Origin of the sequence: Leclercia sp. 119287, from assembly GCF_009734485.1 — a bacterium.
GTDB lineage: Bacteria > Pseudomonadota > Gammaproteobacteria > Enterobacterales > Enterobacteriaceae > Enterobacter > Enterobacter adecarboxylatus_C.
In genome coordinates this window covers 4181281-4198020 of the sequence record NZ_CP046445.1, presented here as the reverse complement: position 1 = coordinate 4198020, position 16740 = coordinate 4181281, and the positions used below count along the sequence as shown (strand labels likewise).

Genomic DNA, 16740 nt, shown 5'->3' with positions numbered 1-16740 from the left:
CTATTTCATTTTACAAAAAATGACGATTCGTTTTTGCAGGGAGAGATGAAAACGGGAGAAGGATTCTACTTTTGACGGATTGGGGAGAGGCGTAGGGTGAGGGCGTTGCAGGAGAAACTGCAACCGGGCGCAGGAACCTGAACAACTCAATGGAGGCTACCTTATGGCTACTATCCCACCTTGTCTTAACTCGAATTTGACGAAAGCGTTACTCATCATCTGGTCACTGCACCGCTTCCCGCCACTGCCGTCCTGTTTTTATCCCGCTGGGCTGGTTTCATTACCCCTTGAGGACTTTTTTGCCCAAGGTAAAACAATCGCGCAAAATAATCCTCCACCTGCACAAACATGCTTAGCCTCTCAAAAATAGTGCCATGTTAGTTTACCCCCATTGTTTATTACTGCTTACCATGCCGGTATCCAGATAAGGGTTGCAACACATGGCCAGTTGTTCTTTTTCCTGTCCTCAGATCTATTTTGGCGAAGAGGCGATCACCTCGCTGAGCCAGTTTAATGATAAACGCGTCGCGATTGTCACCGACGATTTTATGGTGACATCAGGTAAAACCCGTTATTTGATTGATTACATGCCCCAGGCATCAGTCTCTATTTTTGGCGAGGTCAAACCCGATCCCGATATTGATATTCTGATCGCGGGAGCGGCACGTTTTAAAACCTTTAAACCTGACGTGATTATTGCTCTCGGCGGCGGTTCCTCGCTGGATGCGGCGAAAGGGATCAAAGTGACGCTGGAAGAGTATTTTACCGATCATCACATCGAACTCATCGCCATTCCCACCACCAGCGGCTCCGGATCGGAAGTGACCGCCTATGCGATCGTTTCCGATCCGCATAACGGGCGTAAATATCCGCTGATCTCCGGACATCTGGTGCCGGATATCGCCATTCTCGATCCGAACCTGGTATTAACAGTGCCGCGCCATGTGGCGGTGGATACCGGTATGGATGTGCTGACCCATGCCATCGAAGCGTTTGTCGCCACTGGCGCGAACGACTTTAGCGATGCGCTGGCGGAAAAGGCCATCGCGCTTACCTGGCGCTACTTGCCGCAGGTGTTTAACGATGAAAAAGACATTGTGGCGCGTACCCATATGCACAATGCCTCCTGCATGGCCGGGATGGCATTTAACGCCGCCGGGCTGGGGCTGGTCCACGGCATGGCCCATGCCATTGGCGGCATGCTGCATATTCCCCACGGCAAAATTAACGCCATGCTGCTGCCGATTGTGATCGACTTCAACAGCCAGCAGGTCGCTGCACACACCCGCGATCGCTACCACCGCTGCGCGCAGATCATGGGGATCGAGCATGCCGCTCCCGGGCAGGCTATCACGCAGATGACGCAGGCTATCCGTCAGATTAACCGCCATTTCGGTATTCCCGCCACGCTGAGCGAGTTGGGCATTGACCGGGCGAAAATCAGCGCGCTGCGAGCGGCACTGGTGAGTTCCGCGCTGGCCGATGGATGCACCGCGTCGAACCCACGGTCTGCTAACGCCCGGGACGTTGAAGCGCTGCTTGATCAGGTGACGGGCTAACGGGAGACATTTGTCCTGCTCGCATGAAGCGGGCAAAAAAGTCCTGTTGATCAACAAATATCGGGCGTCGTGACTCCCTATCCTGATGAACAGACGCTCAGTAACCACGCGATAACCCAATAACCAGGTCGTTTCCGTTATGAATTACACCGAACAACAAGCTGAATGGATCACTCAGCAAATCCTTCAGGAACTCGCCGCCGCTAAAAGCCCGGCTGCGCCCGTCGCCGCACCCGTTGCGCTGGATATTCCGGTGGGCGTGTCTAACCGCCACGTTCACTTGTGCCGGGAAGATATGGACATCCTGTTTGGCTACGGCTCCACGCTAACCCGTTTTAAAGCCGTCAAACAGCCCGGGCAGTATGCGGCCGAAGAGATGGTGACGCTGCGCGGCCCGAAAGGCGAGCTGAGCAAAGTGCGGGTATTAGGCCCGTTGCGTAATACCACCCAGGTGGAGATCTCCGTCGCCGATGGTTTTGCGCTGGGTGCCCAGGCGCCGGTGCGGATGTCAGGCGATCTACTGGATTCGCCGGGAATTGACATCATCGGCCCGAAAGGGCGAGTGGTGAAGCACAACGGCATGATCGTCGCCTGGCGGCATATCCACATTTCACCTCAGGAAGCCGAGCTGCATGGCCTGCGCGACGGGATGGAAATCGACGTTCAGACCAACGGCCCACGCGGCGGCGTGCTGAGCCACGTGGTGGTGCGCGTCACGGCGGATGCGGTGCTGGAACTGCATATTGATGTGGAAGAGGCCAACGGTTTCGGTCTGCGCAATGGCGACAGGGTGCGCGGTATCAAACAGGATGTGCGTCATGGCTGACAACCCCGAAAACCGCCGATTGCACGCCCTGGCTGCCCTGATTGACAGCGGTGAATGTCGGCCCTGCACCGGTGCGTTGAAGGTGGGGGTGGATCTCGGTACGGCCAATATCGCGATAGTGGTGGTGGATGAAGATAACCAGCCGGTGGCAGGAGTGACCTACCCCTCCAGCGTAGTGAAAGACGGCGTGGTGGTGGATTACCTCACCGCCAGCCGGGTCGTATCGCGACTGAAAAGCCTTCTCGAAGAAAGGCTGGGCCGCACCCTCGATCGCGCGGCAACCGCCATTCCGCCGGGCATTTCCGACGGCAACACAAAGGTGATCGTTAACGTTGTGGAGTCGGCGGGCTTTACCGTCACTAACGTGCTCGATGAGCCGGTGGCGGCCGCCAGCGCGCTGAATATTAAAAACGGTGCGGTGGTGGATGTCGGAGGCGGAACTACCGGAATGAGCATTTTAAAAAGTGGCAAAGTGACCTTTAGCGCCGATGAACCCACTGGTGGCAGCCATATGACGCTGGTTATCGCGGGGGCGCTCGACCTGGAATATGCCGAGGCGGAAGCGATGAAAAAAGATCCGGCGCTGGAAGCGCAGGTCTTTACCCTGGTGCTGCCGGTGGCGCAAAAAATGGCCAGCCTGGTATCGGGATGGCTCACCACGCAGCGGGTGAAAAATATCTATCTGGTGGGCGGCGCCAGTAGCTTCAGCCAGTTTGCCGCGGTGTTCAGCAAGTACACCGGCAAAAACGTGGTTCCGTCGGTGGAGCCACTGTTAGTGACGCCGTTAGGTATCGCAATGAATGCGGGGTAAATGAGAGCCGATGGACAGCCAGACCTTATCGCAGCTGCTTGACCGGGCGATCGCCGAATTGCTGGCGCAGTCCGTGGCGCAAAAAAATGTTCGCGTGGTGGTGACCGGTGACGACCTTTCTTCGCTCCCTGAAACCCTGAACTGTCTCGCGGCGCTGGAGCAGGCGGGCTATGCGCTATGGGTGAGTTTTTCCCACAGCGCCAGCCAGTCGGCGCTGAAAGCGGCCTGCATCGACGCGTTACGCCAGCGCGGCTCCCGCGCCGGATTCGACCGCCAGAGCGCAGATTACGACGCCCTCTATTTACCGGCACTTTCGGTCAACAGCATGAGCAAAATCGCGCTGGGTATCCGCGACAACCTGGCATGCGAGGCGGTATTTCAGGCCTTGCAGCAGCGTAAACAGGCGATCGCCACGCTGCATCCGCAGTGCCATGACGACCGTTTTCCGCTGACGCTGTTGGCCCGGCTGGCCAGTTACGCTCAGGTACTGGAAAGCTACGGCGTGACGATTGCTGGCAAAAAAATGGCCCACGTCGATCCTGACCCGGTAAGCCTGTCCGTGCCCTCCACCAGCCTGCCAACCGCCGGGAAAAAACGCTTAATTACCCTGCGCGATATTCGCCTGCTTGCCCCCGGCGAAGAGCTGTGGGTCGAGCGCGATACGCTGATCACCCCTGCCGCCAAAGATGAAATCTCGCGGCGCAATCTCACCCTTATTTACGGCTAGCCGGAGGAAGTATGTACCTCGCAAAAGTCACGGGTGCGTTGGTTTCCACTACCAAACACACCTCTCTGAATGGCTCGAAACTGCTGATGGTGGCGCGCCTGGATGAAAACTATCAGCCTACCGGCCACGCTCAGGTGGCCGTTGATACCGTCGGCGCGGGTAACGGCGAGATTGTTATCGTGACCACCGGTAGCTCGGCGCGGATGAGCAACAGCAAAGAGCACTCGGTGATTGATGCTGCCGTGGTGGGCATCGTCGACTCGCTTGAACTGAACGGCAAATAGCGGCGATCCAGGGAGAATAAGGTATGGCTACACACGATGCTGTGCTCGACAACTGGATCAATGACGCCATCGCTACGCAACTTCCGGAGCGGCAAATGTCCCTGAGCCTGGACGATGCTGAACTGCTGGCGAAGCTGGTGCGGGAGGCCGCTACGGCTTGCCATGTGCCTGTTGTTTTCAGCCTGGCGGATGCCTGCGGGCATCAGCGGTTTTTTTTCAGCATGGATCGCGCTCTGCTGGTGAGCCATACCCTGGCACCGCAAAAGGCCTGGACCGCCGTGGCGCTAAAGATGGCGACGCATGAACTGGCGAGGCGGGTACAGCCGGGCGGAGAGTTATACGGTCTTGATAAAGAAAAAGGGATCTGTTGCTTCGGCGGCGGGTTTCCTTGCTGGTCAGGCGGACGCCTGCTCGGCGGGATTGGCGTCAGCGGCGGCAGCGTGGAAGACGATATGCGTATCGCCCGCCAGGCGATGGCGCGGTTTAGCGCGCTGCGTTTTCCCCTCGCAATAACCTGTTAATTTTCATCGCAGTCCATATCAGGGGTCATCATGTCCTTAGCTTGTGTATTAGTCATTAACTGTGGTTCTTCTTCGATGAAGTTCTCGGTCATCCCCCAGGATGCCGATCGGCCGGTGCTGTCTGGGCTGGCGGAGCGGTTGGGGATTGATCGTGCCACCATCACCTTTAAAGATCGCGACGGTAATTCATCCAGCATGGCGCTGGCGGAAGCCAGCCATCAACATGCGTTAGACGTCCTGTTCGGGAAGCTCGCGGAGCGGCAACTGCTGAACAGCCTTACCGCCATCGGTCATCGCGTGGCGCACGGTGGGAGTGATTTTAAACGCTCGGTGCGGGTGACCGACGAGGTGATTGAAAAAATCCGTGCGCTGTCGGCCCTGGCGCCGCTGCACAATCCCGCCAACCTGATCGGCATTGAGGCGGCGCGTGCGCTGCTGCCTGCGCTACCGCAGATTGCAGTGTTCGATACCGCGTTCCATCAGACGTTATCCCCGGCCGCCTATACCTACGCCATTCCGCTGGAGTACCAGCACGATTATCAGGTGCGTCGCTACGGTTTCCACGGCACCTCCCATCGCTATATCGCCAGCGAAGCGCTGAACGCGCTGGAACTTGACCCGGCAGATCACGGTATCGTGATTGCTCATCTGGGGAATGGCTCTTCCCTTTGCGCCGTGCAGAACGGCGAGAGTGTCGATACCTCAATGGGCATGACGCCGCTGGAGGGGCTGGTGATGGGCACGCGCTGCGGCGATCTGGATTTTGGTGCCGCCGCCTATCTGGCCAAGTGCACCGGGCAGCCTGTCGATGCGCTGTACAAAATGGTCAACAACCAGTCCGGCTTATTGGGGATTTCAGGGTTATCCAGCGATTGTCGTACGTTGCAGGAAGCCCGGGCGGCGGGGCATGCGCGGGCGACGCTGGCCATCGAGGTGATGGTACACCGCCTGGCCCGGCATATCGGCGGCCATGTCACGGCGCTTAAACGCTTCGACGCCCTGATTTTTACCGGCGGCATTGGCGAGAACTCGGCGCTGATCCGTGAACTTACCGTACAACGCCTCCAGGCGTTGGGGCTGGAGCTGGATAACGCGCGCAATCAGCAGTTATTCGGTGGCCGCGGCGGGCTGATTTCCAGAACGGGCTCGACAAAGATTGCGGTTATCCCGACCAATGAAGAAAAAATGATTGCCACAGATGCGGCGGACCTCGCCCGCTGCGCGGCATAGAAATAAGGCGGTTATTGCCGCAGGCAGGTGGATTTTATTGTCGGGAAGATGATCCTGAAAACAAGATAGTCCGGCTAGCGCGCAAAACATTTTGTCCGAATAACCTTAGTATCAGAATGCATAAATAATTAACGCACAGGGCCAATCCATGGATTGCTATTCCTGTGTGCACATTTTCTTTCAAGCGGAAATATCGAGGTTGGTATGCAACAAGAAGCATTAGGAATGGTTGAAACGAAAGGCCTGGTCTCGGCAATCGAAGCAGCAGACACCATGGTGAAATCCGCCAACGTGACCCTGGTGGGCTATGAAAAAATCGGTTCCGGCCTGGTAACTGTGATGGTTCGCGGCGATGTAGGGGCCGTAAAAGCCGCTACTGACGCCGGGTCTGCCGCTGCGGGTAAAGTGGGCGAACTGGTCTCCGTACACGTTATTCCGCGTCCGCACATTGAGGTGGAAAAAATTCTGCCGAAGGCCGTCGGTTAATAACAAAAAAGGATACTGATCATGAGAGATAATCTTGTTGAGCAGATTATATCTGACGTAATGAATAAACAAACCGACACGAAGCCGAAGGCTAAAACCGCCGCCAACTTTGCCGGTTGCGGAATTACGGAATTTGTCGGCACTGCGTTGGGGCACACTATCGGCCTGGTGATTGCCAATGTCGATAATCAGTTGCATGAAATTATGAATATCGACAAGAAATATCGCTCGATCGGTATTCTGGGGGCACGTACCGGCGCAGGTCCGCAAATTTTTGCGGCGGATGAAGCCATCAAAGCGACCAATAGTGAAATTATCTCTATCGAGCTGGCTCGCGACACGGAAGGTGGCGGCGGGCACGGCTGCTTAATTATTTTTGGCGCGTCTGATGTTTCCGACGTCAGACGTGCGGTGGAAGTTGCGCTGGCAGAAATTGAACGCACCATGGGCGACGTCTACGGCTCGCCGGCAGGCCACCTTGAATTTCAATACACCGCACGCGCCAGCTATGCGCTGCATAAAGCGCTGGGCGCGCCGATTGGAAAATCCTTCGGGATGACCTGTGCCTCGCCTGCGGCGATTGGCCTGGTGATTGCTGATGCTGCGGCGAAATCCGCCGTTGTTGACCCGGTGGGCTACGCCAGTCCGTCGAAAGGCACGAGCTTCAGTAACGAAGTGATCTTTACCTTTTCCGGTGATTCCGGCGCGGTACGCCAGGCGGTGATTGCTGCACGAGAAGTGGGGCTGCAACTGCTCTCCACGCTAGATCCGGCGGAAATTAAATCCACCACGACGCCGTATATCTAAGCCGCGGGAGACGACGCGCGACGCGGTCGGTAGTAAGGAATTTAAAGATGAATGATATTGAAATCGCTCAGGCTGTCTCGACCATTCTGAGCAAATTCACCAAAGCAACACCGGATACGGTCCCGGCAGTGACTCCCGCCACCTCAGAGGCAGGGCGGGTTGAAGGCCTGGATGATATCGTCGCTAAGGCGCTGGCGCAGCAGCAGTCCGGGCGCGCCGCCAGTGCACCGTCTCAGGTCGCAAGTGCCGGAACGGGCGCATTCGAGACCATAGACGAGGCGATTTCAGCGGCCGTGCTGGCGCAGGTGCAGTATCGCCACTGTTCTATGCAAGACCGTGCCACGTTTATTAATGGCATTCGCGATGTCTTCCTGCAGGAGAATGTGCTGCGCGCCATTTCCCGTATGGCGGTGGACGAAACCGGCATGGGGAATTACGAGGACAAACTGATTAAAAACCGCGTCGCCGCGCTGAAAACGCCAGGTCTCGAAGACCTGGCCACCCGCGCGATAACCGGAGACGGGGGGTTAACGCTGATCGAGTACTCCGCGTTCGGGGTGATTGGTTCGATCACACCCACCACTAATCCGACCGAGACCATCATTAACAACAGCATCAGCATGCTGGCGGCGGGCAACACCGTGGTGTTTAGTCCCCACCCGCGTTCGCGGAAAGTTTCGCTGTACGCGGTTGAGCTTATCAATCACAAGCTGGCTCAGCTGGGCGCGCCCGCCAGCTTTGTCGCTTTCATAACAGTGATGAGTCAGGTTAGGGTTGAGGCGCGAGCGCGCGCAGAAGTCTGAAAACCCGCTGGGCCTGGTGACGGGAACGCCGTTTTCATCCACCACGACCAGCGCGATCATCATCGATTTTGAAAAGTTATCCTGCAGAGTCTGAAGTCGTTGTACGTCCAAAAATTCATGTAGCTTGTAATGAGTCATCATACTTTCAGCCTGCATTTTTAAAGTCCTGTCGCATATTTAAAACTAAACGATCTGATGCAGGAAAATATTGAAATGGGTCACGGCAATAAAAATGGTATTAAAATTCATGTTAATATCATGTCGATAATGTTGGGCAAATGTAACGGAAATAGATAATTGTCCGGATATTGGATTAATCTTAATAACAATCGGATGTGTTCAGTTTAGAGGTTATTTTAATGTAAGCCGCTAATACGCGAGAGAGATATTATGGGTAATAAGGCGATCCTGATGTCAGGAGATTGCTCACGCGTGTAAGGGAAAAATAAGGCTACAGTCAGGAATTCAGAAGCGATACAAAGCAAAAGGGCCGGAGACTTCTCTCCAGCCCTTGCTGTATCTGGTGGCCCCTGCTGGACTTGAACCAGCGACCAAGCGATTATGAGTCATGTTAACAACGCGTTTCATCTTTGTGCATTTTTCATCGCTATGATTTTATTTTTATTAATAACATAGTGTTAATTCATTATTGTTGTTTCATGTTGTGCTGTGTTTTGGCCTTCAGTATCATCATTACGTCACCCACTACGTCACCTGTAAATGTTCAGGTGACGTAACACCTAAGGACTGAAAAAGGCTATGTCTGATAATTTAACCGTCTCGCTGATCAGCGGCTTAAAGCCGAAGAAAACTGCCTATTATGAGTGGGACAAAAGTGGTGAACGTGGGGCAGGGCGATTAGGGGTGAAAGTTGAGCCATCAGGCCAGAGAGTTTTTTATTATCGCTACTTCTGGCAAGGGAAACGGCAGTTCATTCTGCTAGGGCGGTTCCCTGAGCTGTCACTGGCACAAGCCAGACAGCAATGCAAAGAGCATGCGGGTCTTCTTAAACAAGGAAAAGCACCCAAGGCCGAAATCGCAGAGCAGCTTTTCTCTGCCGAACAACAACAACGTGAAGACCAGCTCAGAGGCAGCATTGAGCAACTCATTTTGGGTTACACCACCAAAATGCGTGAAGATGGTAAACGCACCTGGCAACAGGTTTTGTACCGGCTGGAAAAAGAAACCTATCCTTTTATACCTAAAGTGATGAAAGCTCGTGACGTTACACCTGCTCATATTAAACAAATTCTGGCCACCATTATTAAACGTGGTGCATCAGTTGAAGCAAATCGTGTTCGCTCTTATCTGATGGCAGCATTCAATTATGGGCTGAAGGCTGACAACGATCCGGCAAACCACCAGCAGAACGTGATGTTTGGGCTTCAAATGAATCCAGTGAGTGTGATACCTAAACAATCTGCAGCGGAGAAGGCAGGGACAAACTGGCTGAAACTGGATGAATTACAGCAACTTATGGGGGATTTCCCTAAAGCACCAAAGGTCGGCTCGTTAATCAGCCAATTGCTTAACTTATGTGTCTATACGGGGGGCCAGCGGCCTCATGAGCTGGTTTCCAGCCGTTGGGATGCCGTTAACTGGGAAGAAAAAACGTTATTGATAGTGGCGGATGTGTCGAAAAATAAAAGGGCTCATCTGGTGCCTTTGACTGAGTCAGCCATTGAGATACTCGAAAAGTTGAAGGCTGAGAATCATAGTCAGAGTCCTTACATCTTCCCGCAGCGTATTAAATCGGAACAGCATCTACGCACAGACAGCTTTGCACAAGCCATCATTTATTACCGGCAACACTTTGCGTTGAGCCCATCTTTTATTGCGCGTGATATTCGTCGTACCTGTAAGACCCTGATGGGCGAAGCGGGTATTGCTAAAGACCTGCGTGACCGCATTCAGAACCATGCTCTACAGGATGTGAGTTCTAAACACTACGATCGTTACGATTACCTGGTTGAAAAGCGTAAGGCTCTCGAGATCTGGGAGTCTCGGGTGAATAACCACCAGCAACAGCAGGAAAACAATGTCGTTAACCTGTTTGGGCAGAGATAGAGGCTTAAATCGGATCTCTGGATTTGCTGGCGAGGCCGACGTTCTTCGCCAGTGTTCGGTGGTGATGCTGCCAACTTACTGATTTAGTGTATGATGGTGTTTTTGAGGTGCTCCAGTGGCTTCTGTTTCTATCAGCTGTCCCTCCTGTTCAGCTACTGACGGGGTGGTGCGTAACGGCAAAAGCACTGCCGGACATCAGCGCTATCTCTGCTCTCACTGCCGTAAAACATGGCAGCTACAGTTCACTTACACCGCCTCTCAACCCGGTACGCACCAGAAAATCATTGATATGGCCATGAATGGCGTTGGATGCCGGGCAATCGCCCGCATTATGGGCGTTGGCCTCAACACGATTTTCCGCCATTTAAAAAACTCAGGCCGCAGTCGGTAACCTCGCGCATACAGCCGGGCAGTGACATCATCGTCTGCGCGGAAATGGACGAACAGTGGGGCTACGTCGGGGCTAAATCGCGCCAGCGCTGGCTGTTTTACGCGTATGACAGGCTCCGGAAGACGGTTGTTGCGCACGTATTCGGTGAACGCACTATGGCGACGCTGGGGCGTCTTATGAGCCTGCTGTCACCCTTTGACGTGGTGATATGGATGACGGATGGCTGGCCGCTGTATGAATCCCGCCTGAAGGGAAAGCTGCACGTAATCAGCAAGCGATATACGCAGCGAATTGAGCGGCATAATCTCAATCTGAGGCAGCACCTGGCACGGCTGGGACGGAAGTCGCTGTCGTTCTCAAAATCGGTGGAGCTGCATGACAAAGTCATCGGGCATTATCTGAACATAAAACACTATCAATAATTTTGAGTCATTACCCGCACTTTAAAGAGCTTAGCTTGGTAGATGACTGTCGTAATTTACTGTTGGCATTTAGCGATAGTCCTGTAATTCTGGTACTGGAATTAACAGAACGAGAGCTTCTTGTGATTGATGGCGTTACGGCCAGTGTGATTACTGATCTACATAAACTGGGCGTGCTCATTGCTATAGATGACTTCGGCACCGGTAACTCCAGTCTAAGCTATCTTCAAAAATTCCAAGTAGATGTTCTAAAAATTGACAGAAGTTTCGTTAGCATGGTTGGAAGTGACGCTCTATCATCCCATATCATTGATAATATAATTGATCTTGCCCGCAGGCTGAAGCTCAAAACAGTTGCAGAAGGTGTAGAGACTGAAGCGCAGTCAGCTTATTTGCGGAAAAATAACATAACCTTCATGCAAGGTTACCTGTATGGTCGCCAGTTACCAATAAACGAGTTTTTCCGGAAATTGCCTTAAAGCGACCAAAAAGAAAATTAAACCGGCATGATTGCTGATCATACGTAAAGCCGTACGCACAGCAATAATCCACCTTTAATAATAATTAGCTTGCATTATATATGGTCGAAGAAACTAAAGGTTGATAGGTAAATATATGATAGTAACCAGTATATTCTGATCCTGCTTGAAGCAAGCTATAAAGTACTAACTAATTTATTTAATCAGCAACATCGTATTCTTAACCATGCTAACACAGAAAGGTTTTTTTATTAATGGTAGGCTTGTGGCTTTATCTATGTTGGATAATGCCACAAACCAGAGTAAATTTAACTAAATACTGAGATCAAAGTGTTTAGTTGTCGGGCTTGCTCAGCAAGGGATGTGGATGCAATAGCAGATTCTTTAACTAGGCTCGCATTCTGTTTTGTTGTAATGTCCATCTTTGAGACTGCATCATGCACATCAGACAGCCATTTGCTTTGTTTCTCTGATACCCTAGCAATATCTTCTATAATCAGATTAACTTGGTGTACGGAAGAAACAATTTGTTCCATAGTCTCCCCTGATTGCGTAACCAGAGAAACCCCGTCTTTTATATTAAGTACCGCATCGCTTAATAAATTTTCGATTTCTTTGGCTGCTATAGCGCTACGTTGAGCAAGAGTTCTTACTTCTCCGGCGACTACAGCAAACCCTTTCCCATGTTCTCCTGCACGGGCCGCTTCGACAGCTGCGTTAAGTGCAAGAATATTAGTCTGGAAGGCGATTCCATTAATTACATTAGTGATATCGGAAATTTTTGAAGAGTTTTCTGAGATCGTTTTCATTTTTATAATCACATTCTTAACAATTAGCCCTCCATTTTCTGCGTTAGCCGAGGCGGCATTAGTTCGAATACTTGCATACTCTGCATTTTGCGCATTATTTTTCATAGCATCAGAAAGTTGCTTGATGTTATTATTGGTTTGCACTAACGCAGATGATTGTTGGTCTGTGCGGATAGAAAGGTCTGAATTTCCTAAAGAAATTTCCGCAGATGCTTTAGATACATTATCCACGCCGACTTTCACTTCATCTATTATGTGTTTTAGCCGATCATTCATCATACCTATAGAAACTAATAATTCCCCAAACTCGTCTTTTCTTGTAGATATAACAGATGCGGATAAATCACCTGAGGCAATTCGACTTGAGATATTAAGTGTTTCATTGAGAGGTTTTGAAATATGCCTTGTCATAAAGTAAGCAATGCATAATGCAATAATACTGCCGGAAACCGACGCAACTAGCATGATAGTTTTAGCGTTATCTATAACATTTTTGGTTTGCATGTTTTGATGCTTTGATAATAATTCCATTGCAGCATATGTTTCGTTGGACCCCTGATTAAGTTTCTCAAATAATTCATTTTGTAGAATTAAGTTTTTCCTGAAATCATGAGCATTGCCTATCATTACATCAGCATTTTTTTTAAGTTCCGCAATCAATTCCTGTGATGAATTCATACTAGCAGAATTGTAATTATCGGATTCTTTGATAATATCTTTCAAAATGTTTTCAATTTTAACGAAAGATTCTTCATTTTTACTTGCAACGAGATCCGCTATTCTGAATCTTAAATCTTTCAATTTAAGATTTATATATGATGAGAACTCACCCAGACCAACATCAAAACCAGCACTCCTGCTTTTATTGGTTAATTGTTCTCCGACATCAAAAACTGCAGATTTTTGCATATTCAGTTCAATAACTCTTCCCGTTTCAATTGAGCCAACAAAATCATCAGAGATTTTTTTATAGTCCGCCGATGCAATATTTAATTGTTGGTTTATTTTGCTGCTAACATTATCTCTTTTGTCGACTTCAAGCAGTCTTACTTGCTCAATTAGGGTGTCGAGACCCTTTTTCTGGAGTTCAGCATATTCAATGCTTTTAGTATATCTGAAATTCACATTGTAAAATTTTAAGTTATCTAAAAGTTTTGAAATCTCTGATGTTTTATTTTGTCTGACGTTATTATTACTGATGGATTCGAGACCATGACTTGCAAATGCATATATAAAAAATGTTATTATTATAAGCAACATATAACTTAGTAATAGTTTCCTACTGATCTTAAGATTTTCAATTCCAGAAGAAACCATTGAGGAAATATTCATTCTTTTGTCCCTATTTCTATATGTTTTACTACAATCGTCATTCTCGGCGTTTACTTTAATAAAATTATGCTTTCTGTGATTACCATCACATTGATTTCTTCTTGAGTGAAGACGCAAACGGTTACCTGCAAAAAACATAGTTAGGAATTATCGGTAATGACTCAAAATTATTGATAGTGTTTTATGTTCAGATAATGCCCGATGACTTTGTCATGCAGCTCCACCGATTTTGAGAACGACAGCGACTTCCGTCCCAGCCGTGCCAGGTGCTGCCTCAGATTGAGATTATGCCGCTCAATTCGCTGCGTATATCGCTTGCTGATTACGTGCAGCTTTCCCTTCAGGCGGGATTCATACAGCGGCCAGCCATCCGTCATCCATATCACCACGTCAAAGGGTGACAGCAGGCTCATAAGACGCCCCAGCGTCGCCATAGTGCGTTCACCGAATACGTGCGCAACAACCGTCTTCCGGAGCCTGTCATACGCGTAAAACAGCCAGCGCTGGCGCGATTTAGCCCCGACGTATCCCCACTGTTCGTCCATTTCCGCGCAGACGATGACGTCACTGCCCGGCTGTATGCGCGAGGTTACCGACTGCGGCCTGAGTTTTTTAAGTGACGTAAAATCGTGTTGAGGCCAACGCCCATAATGCGGGCGGTTGCCCGGCATCCAACGCCATTCATGGCAATATCAATGATTTTCTGGTGCGTACCGGGTTGAGAGGCGGTGTAAGTGAACTGTAGCTGCCATGTTTTACGGCAGTGAGAGCAGAGATAGCGCTGATGTCCGGCGGTGCTTTTGCCGTTACGCACCACCCCGTCAGTAGCTGAACAGGAGGGACAGCTGATAGAAACAGAAGCCACTGGAGCACCTCAAAAACACCATCATACACTAAATCAGTAAGTTGGCAGCATCACCCCTTTGTCAGGGATTAGAAGAGTATGAAGCCAGTGCATTTACTGATGCTATTGGCTGGACAACAACGTACGGATTAGAACCCGTAGAATTGGTAACAGTTGGTCTACGAAAGAAAGTTAAATGTGCCTGGAATTTCACTATCGAACCAGAATATCAACTGGATGAAATTGATGGTGATAGCTTTGATGCCATTGCCATTCCTGGGGGGATGAGCCGGGCTGGTTTTTACGAGGATGCATTTGATGAGCGACTGGTCAGCCTTATTCGAAAATTTAATAACCAAAACAAAATTATCGCTTCTGTCTGTGTTGGCGCTTTAGCAATAGCAAAAAGCGGTGCTCTTCACGGTAGAATGGGTACGACGTATCATCTGAGCAGTAAACGTCAAACACAGTTATCAGATATGGGTGTCAATGTTATTCAACGCCCAATTGTAGTGGACGCAAATATCATTACATCGCAAAGTCCTGCAACAGCGATTAATGTCGCATTTACTTTAATAGAAAAACTTACGTCCAGAGCTAACGTAGAAAAAATTAAAGAAGGAATGGGTTTTCCCCTCCTTTAATCCCTACGTCTTTTGAGTATTAGATCCAAATATTTCATCAGAACGACTCTGTAAAACCTTCAAAGCTTCCAGCATATCGTCGCCGTTCAGTGACCGCTGGGATTTCTTTTCAGTTGGTTTCCTGCGACGCCGTGAAGGCCCATCGCCAGCAGGTATTGCCTGAGAACGATTATTGTCGCGTTTGTCCTGAACCAGTTTAATATATTCTAGTGTACGACCGAGACGCTTGTTGTCCACGATAGCTCCCTGGTCGATTTCCGACAGGCGATCATAAGTGGAGTAGGGAAGTGTAACACCGTTAAGCCTGAGTTCTTTTCGGCCATCCGGATAGTGCCAGACCTCTATGTATTTCCAGATGGCTTTGCGACTAATTTCACTGTCTTCAATAAGATAGAGCACTTTGTCATACTGAACCGTCAGAGATTTTGAAACGCGGCGCGGTTCCCGCCATGTGAAAAAGGCAGCCAGATCATCATCATGTTCGAGTGGCCGATGCACATCAAAGTCATGTCGGGGAACTTTGGCAAAGCGCCGGTTATAATCGTCCATAAACTCATCAGCATACTCATTGGCAGCGTCAACAGAAGAAATTCCCCTGAGCCGGAGTTCTTTTACCAGTCGGTCCTGAAGCGTCAGATGAGCGCGTTCCACGCGGCCTTTGGCAGAGCTGGTATTCGCGCAGATAGTCTGGATATTCAGTTCATGCATCGCACGCCCAAACTGGGTATAGCCATCGCCACCAGTGGCATTTTTGTTGTTTATTCTGAATACACTGGCTTTGTTGCTGTATAACGCCAGCGGTTTACCATGCTTTTCCAGGTAGCCTCGTGTGGCCTCAAAATAGGTGAATGTTGATTCCGATTTTACAAAGCGGAGCTGCATCAGTCGGCTCGTTGCATCATCAACGTAAACCAGCGCGGTACAGGCTGGAGCACGGTTCTCGAACCAGTGGTGGTCACAGCCATCTATCTGTATCAGTTCGCCACAACAGGCCCGGCGATAGCGTGGCTGCTGAATTTTTGGCGCACGTTGCTTACGGGGGACCCAGAGACCGGCTTTAACCATGAGCGACCGGACAGTTTCTTTGGACAGGTGGACATCGTGCAGTTCTGCAAGCTTTTCACACACCAGCGTCGGCCCAAAGTCGGTATAGCGCTCACGTATAATACTGAGTGCATACAGGGCAAGACCATCAGGCAACTGATTATTGCTGGGTCTCCCGCGACGACGATTAGCCATACCCAGTGGGCCAGATTCACGGATAAGCGCCAGCAGACGCTGGTTATCTTTATCCCGCGCGGAGACCGGGTTATGCAGCCACGCATAAAACCCGGCCCGGGCAACGCACAACACCCGACACATCGTCATCACACCCCATACAGTGCGGTGCTCATTGATAAAGCGGTACTTCAGTCGGGCTCCCTTGCAAAGTACCGCGCGGCCTTTTTCAGAATATCCCGTTCTTCCTCAGTGCGCTTCAGTTGGGCCCTGAGCTTCAGGATCTCGCTTTTCGCTTCCAGTAAATCACGGGCATGCTGTTCGCTGTTATCGGGTTTAATTGCCCGTAACCACTTATAGAGACTGTGTGCGGAAACGCCCAGCCGGTCAGAAACTTCGGCCACGGAATAACCGCGTTCCGTTATCTGACGGACGGCTTCTTCCTTAAATTCAGGTGTAAATCGTGGTGTGCCCATACGC

15 protein-coding genes and 3 pseudogenes are annotated in these 16740 nt (G+C 50.5%); 14 read left to right on the top strand and 4 right to left on the bottom strand.

The window, feature by feature from the left end; translation table 11 throughout:
* Positions 1 to 440: 440 nt before the first annotated feature.
* From GNG27_RS20140 to GNG27_RS20095, 10 genes and pseudogenes are all read left to right on the top strand, one after another.
* On the top strand, positions 441 to 1559 hold the full coding sequence (locus tag GNG27_RS20140; RefSeq protein WP_142487163.1) for a 1-propanol dehydrogenase PduQ: 1119 nt from the start codon (positions 441 to 443) through the stop codon (positions 1557 to 1559).
* Between the two features lie 139 nt (positions 1560 to 1698).
* A complete protein-coding gene (locus GNG27_RS20135; protein WP_156264677.1) occupies positions 1699 to 2385 on the top strand; it encodes a phosphate propanoyltransferase in 687 nt (228 codons plus the stop codon).
* Positions 2378 to 3196, top strand: coding sequence for an ethanolamine utilization protein EutJ (gene eutJ, locus GNG27_RS20130; protein WP_142487161.1), 819 nt, complete (start codon positions 2378 to 2380; stop codon positions 3194 to 3196). Before GNG27_RS20135 ends, eutJ begins: the two co-directional genes overlap by 8 nt.
* A 10-nt stretch (positions 3197 to 3206) precedes the next feature.
* Complete coding sequence (locus tag GNG27_RS20125; protein WP_156264676.1) at positions 3207 to 3923, top strand: flavoprotein; 717 nt, start codon at positions 3207 to 3209, stop codon at positions 3921 to 3923.
* An 11-nt stretch (positions 3924 to 3934) separates the two neighbouring features.
* Positions 3935 to 4207 carry a EutN/CcmL family microcompartment protein gene (locus tag GNG27_RS20120; protein ID WP_142487159.1) on the top strand — a complete coding sequence of 91 codons (273 nt, stop codon included), beginning with the start codon at positions 3935 to 3937 and terminating at the stop codon, positions 4205 to 4207.
* Positions 4208 to 4230: 23 nt separating this feature from the next.
* Positions 4231 to 4728 (top strand): heme-binding protein, encoded by a 498-nt coding sequence (locus GNG27_RS20115; protein WP_156264675.1) that lies wholly within the window; start codon positions 4231 to 4233, stop codon positions 4726 to 4728.
* Positions 4729 to 4758: 30 nt separating this feature from the next.
* The gene (tdcD, locus tag GNG27_RS20110) at positions 4759 to 5958 is read left to right on the top strand and encodes a propionate kinase (protein WP_142487157.1); all 1200 of its coding nucleotides are present in this window, start codon (positions 4759 to 4761) and stop codon (positions 5956 to 5958) included.
* A gap of 204 nt (positions 5959 to 6162) precedes the next feature.
* Entirely contained in the window at positions 6163 to 6444 is a 282-nt protein-coding gene (gene grpH, locus GNG27_RS20105; RefSeq protein WP_002438304.1) for a propanediol utilization system shell hexameric protein GrpH, read from the top strand.
* A 21-nt stretch (positions 6445 to 6465) separates the two neighbouring features.
* On the top strand, positions 6466 to 7251 hold the full coding sequence (grpI, locus tag GNG27_RS20100; protein WP_142487156.1) for a propanediol utilization microcompartment protein GrpI: 786 nt from the start codon (positions 6466 to 6468) through the stop codon (positions 7249 to 7251).
* Positions 7252 to 7298: 47 nt separating this feature from the next.
* A pseudogene (locus GNG27_RS20095) lies at positions 7299 to 8006 on the top strand (aldehyde dehydrogenase family protein); the annotation flags it as partial.
* Here the strand turns inward: GNG27_RS20095 and GNG27_RS20090 are convergent.
* Positions 7968 to 8195, bottom strand: a pseudogene (locus GNG27_RS20090) (PocR ligand-binding domain-containing protein); the annotation flags it as partial. The pseudogenes GNG27_RS20095 and GNG27_RS20090 overlap by 39 nt on opposite strands.
* A 618-nt stretch (positions 8196 to 8813) precedes the next feature.
* Here GNG27_RS20090 and GNG27_RS20085 point away from each other — a divergent pair.
* From GNG27_RS20085 to GNG27_RS20075, 3 genes are all read left to right on the top strand, one after another.
* Entirely contained in the window at positions 8814 to 10121 is a 1308-nt protein-coding gene (locus GNG27_RS20085) for a site-specific integrase (RefSeq protein ID WP_156264674.1), read from the top strand.
* A gap of 115 nt (positions 10122 to 10236) precedes the next feature.
* Positions 10237 to 10934, top strand: a protein-coding gene (locus GNG27_RS20080) for an IS1-like element IS1B family transposase (protein WP_231600415.1) whose coding sequence is annotated in 2 segments (ribosomal slippage) — positions 10237 to 10486 and positions 10486 to 10934 — 699 coding nt in all. Because the reading frame shifts where the segments join, the coding sequence is not laid out codon by codon here.
* A gap of 35 nt (positions 10935 to 10969) precedes the next feature.
* Positions 10970 to 11413 (top strand): EAL domain-containing protein, encoded by a 444-nt coding sequence (locus tag GNG27_RS20075; protein ID WP_231600414.1) that lies wholly within the window; start codon positions 10970 to 10972, stop codon positions 11411 to 11413.
* Positions 11414 to 11721: 308 nt separating this feature from the next.
* Here GNG27_RS20075 and GNG27_RS20070 read toward each other — a convergent pair whose 3' ends face one another.
* Entirely contained in the window at positions 11722 to 13554 is a 1833-nt protein-coding gene (locus GNG27_RS20070) for a methyl-accepting chemotaxis protein (RefSeq protein ID WP_103825500.1), read from the bottom strand.
* Positions 13555 to 13721: 167 nt separating this feature from the next.
* Positions 13722 to 14419, bottom strand: a protein-coding gene (locus GNG27_RS20065; protein WP_231600413.1) for an IS1-like element IS1A family transposase whose coding sequence is annotated in 2 segments (ribosomal slippage) — positions 13722 to 14170 and positions 14170 to 14419 — 699 coding nt in all. Because the reading frame shifts where the segments join, the coding sequence is not laid out codon by codon here.
* Between the two features lie 41 nt (positions 14420 to 14460).
* Here GNG27_RS20065 and GNG27_RS20060 point away from each other — a divergent pair.
* Positions 14461 to 15042: a DJ-1/PfpI family protein gene (locus GNG27_RS20060; RefSeq protein WP_103825505.1), complete on the top strand. Its 582-nt coding sequence runs from the start codon at positions 14461 to 14463 to the stop codon at positions 15040 to 15042.
* Between the two features lie 3 nt (positions 15043 to 15045).
* Here the strand turns inward: GNG27_RS20060 and GNG27_RS23795 are convergent.
* Positions 15046 to 16736, bottom strand: a pseudogene (locus GNG27_RS23795) (ISNCY family transposase).
* Between the last annotated feature and the right edge of the window lie 4 nt (positions 16737 to 16740).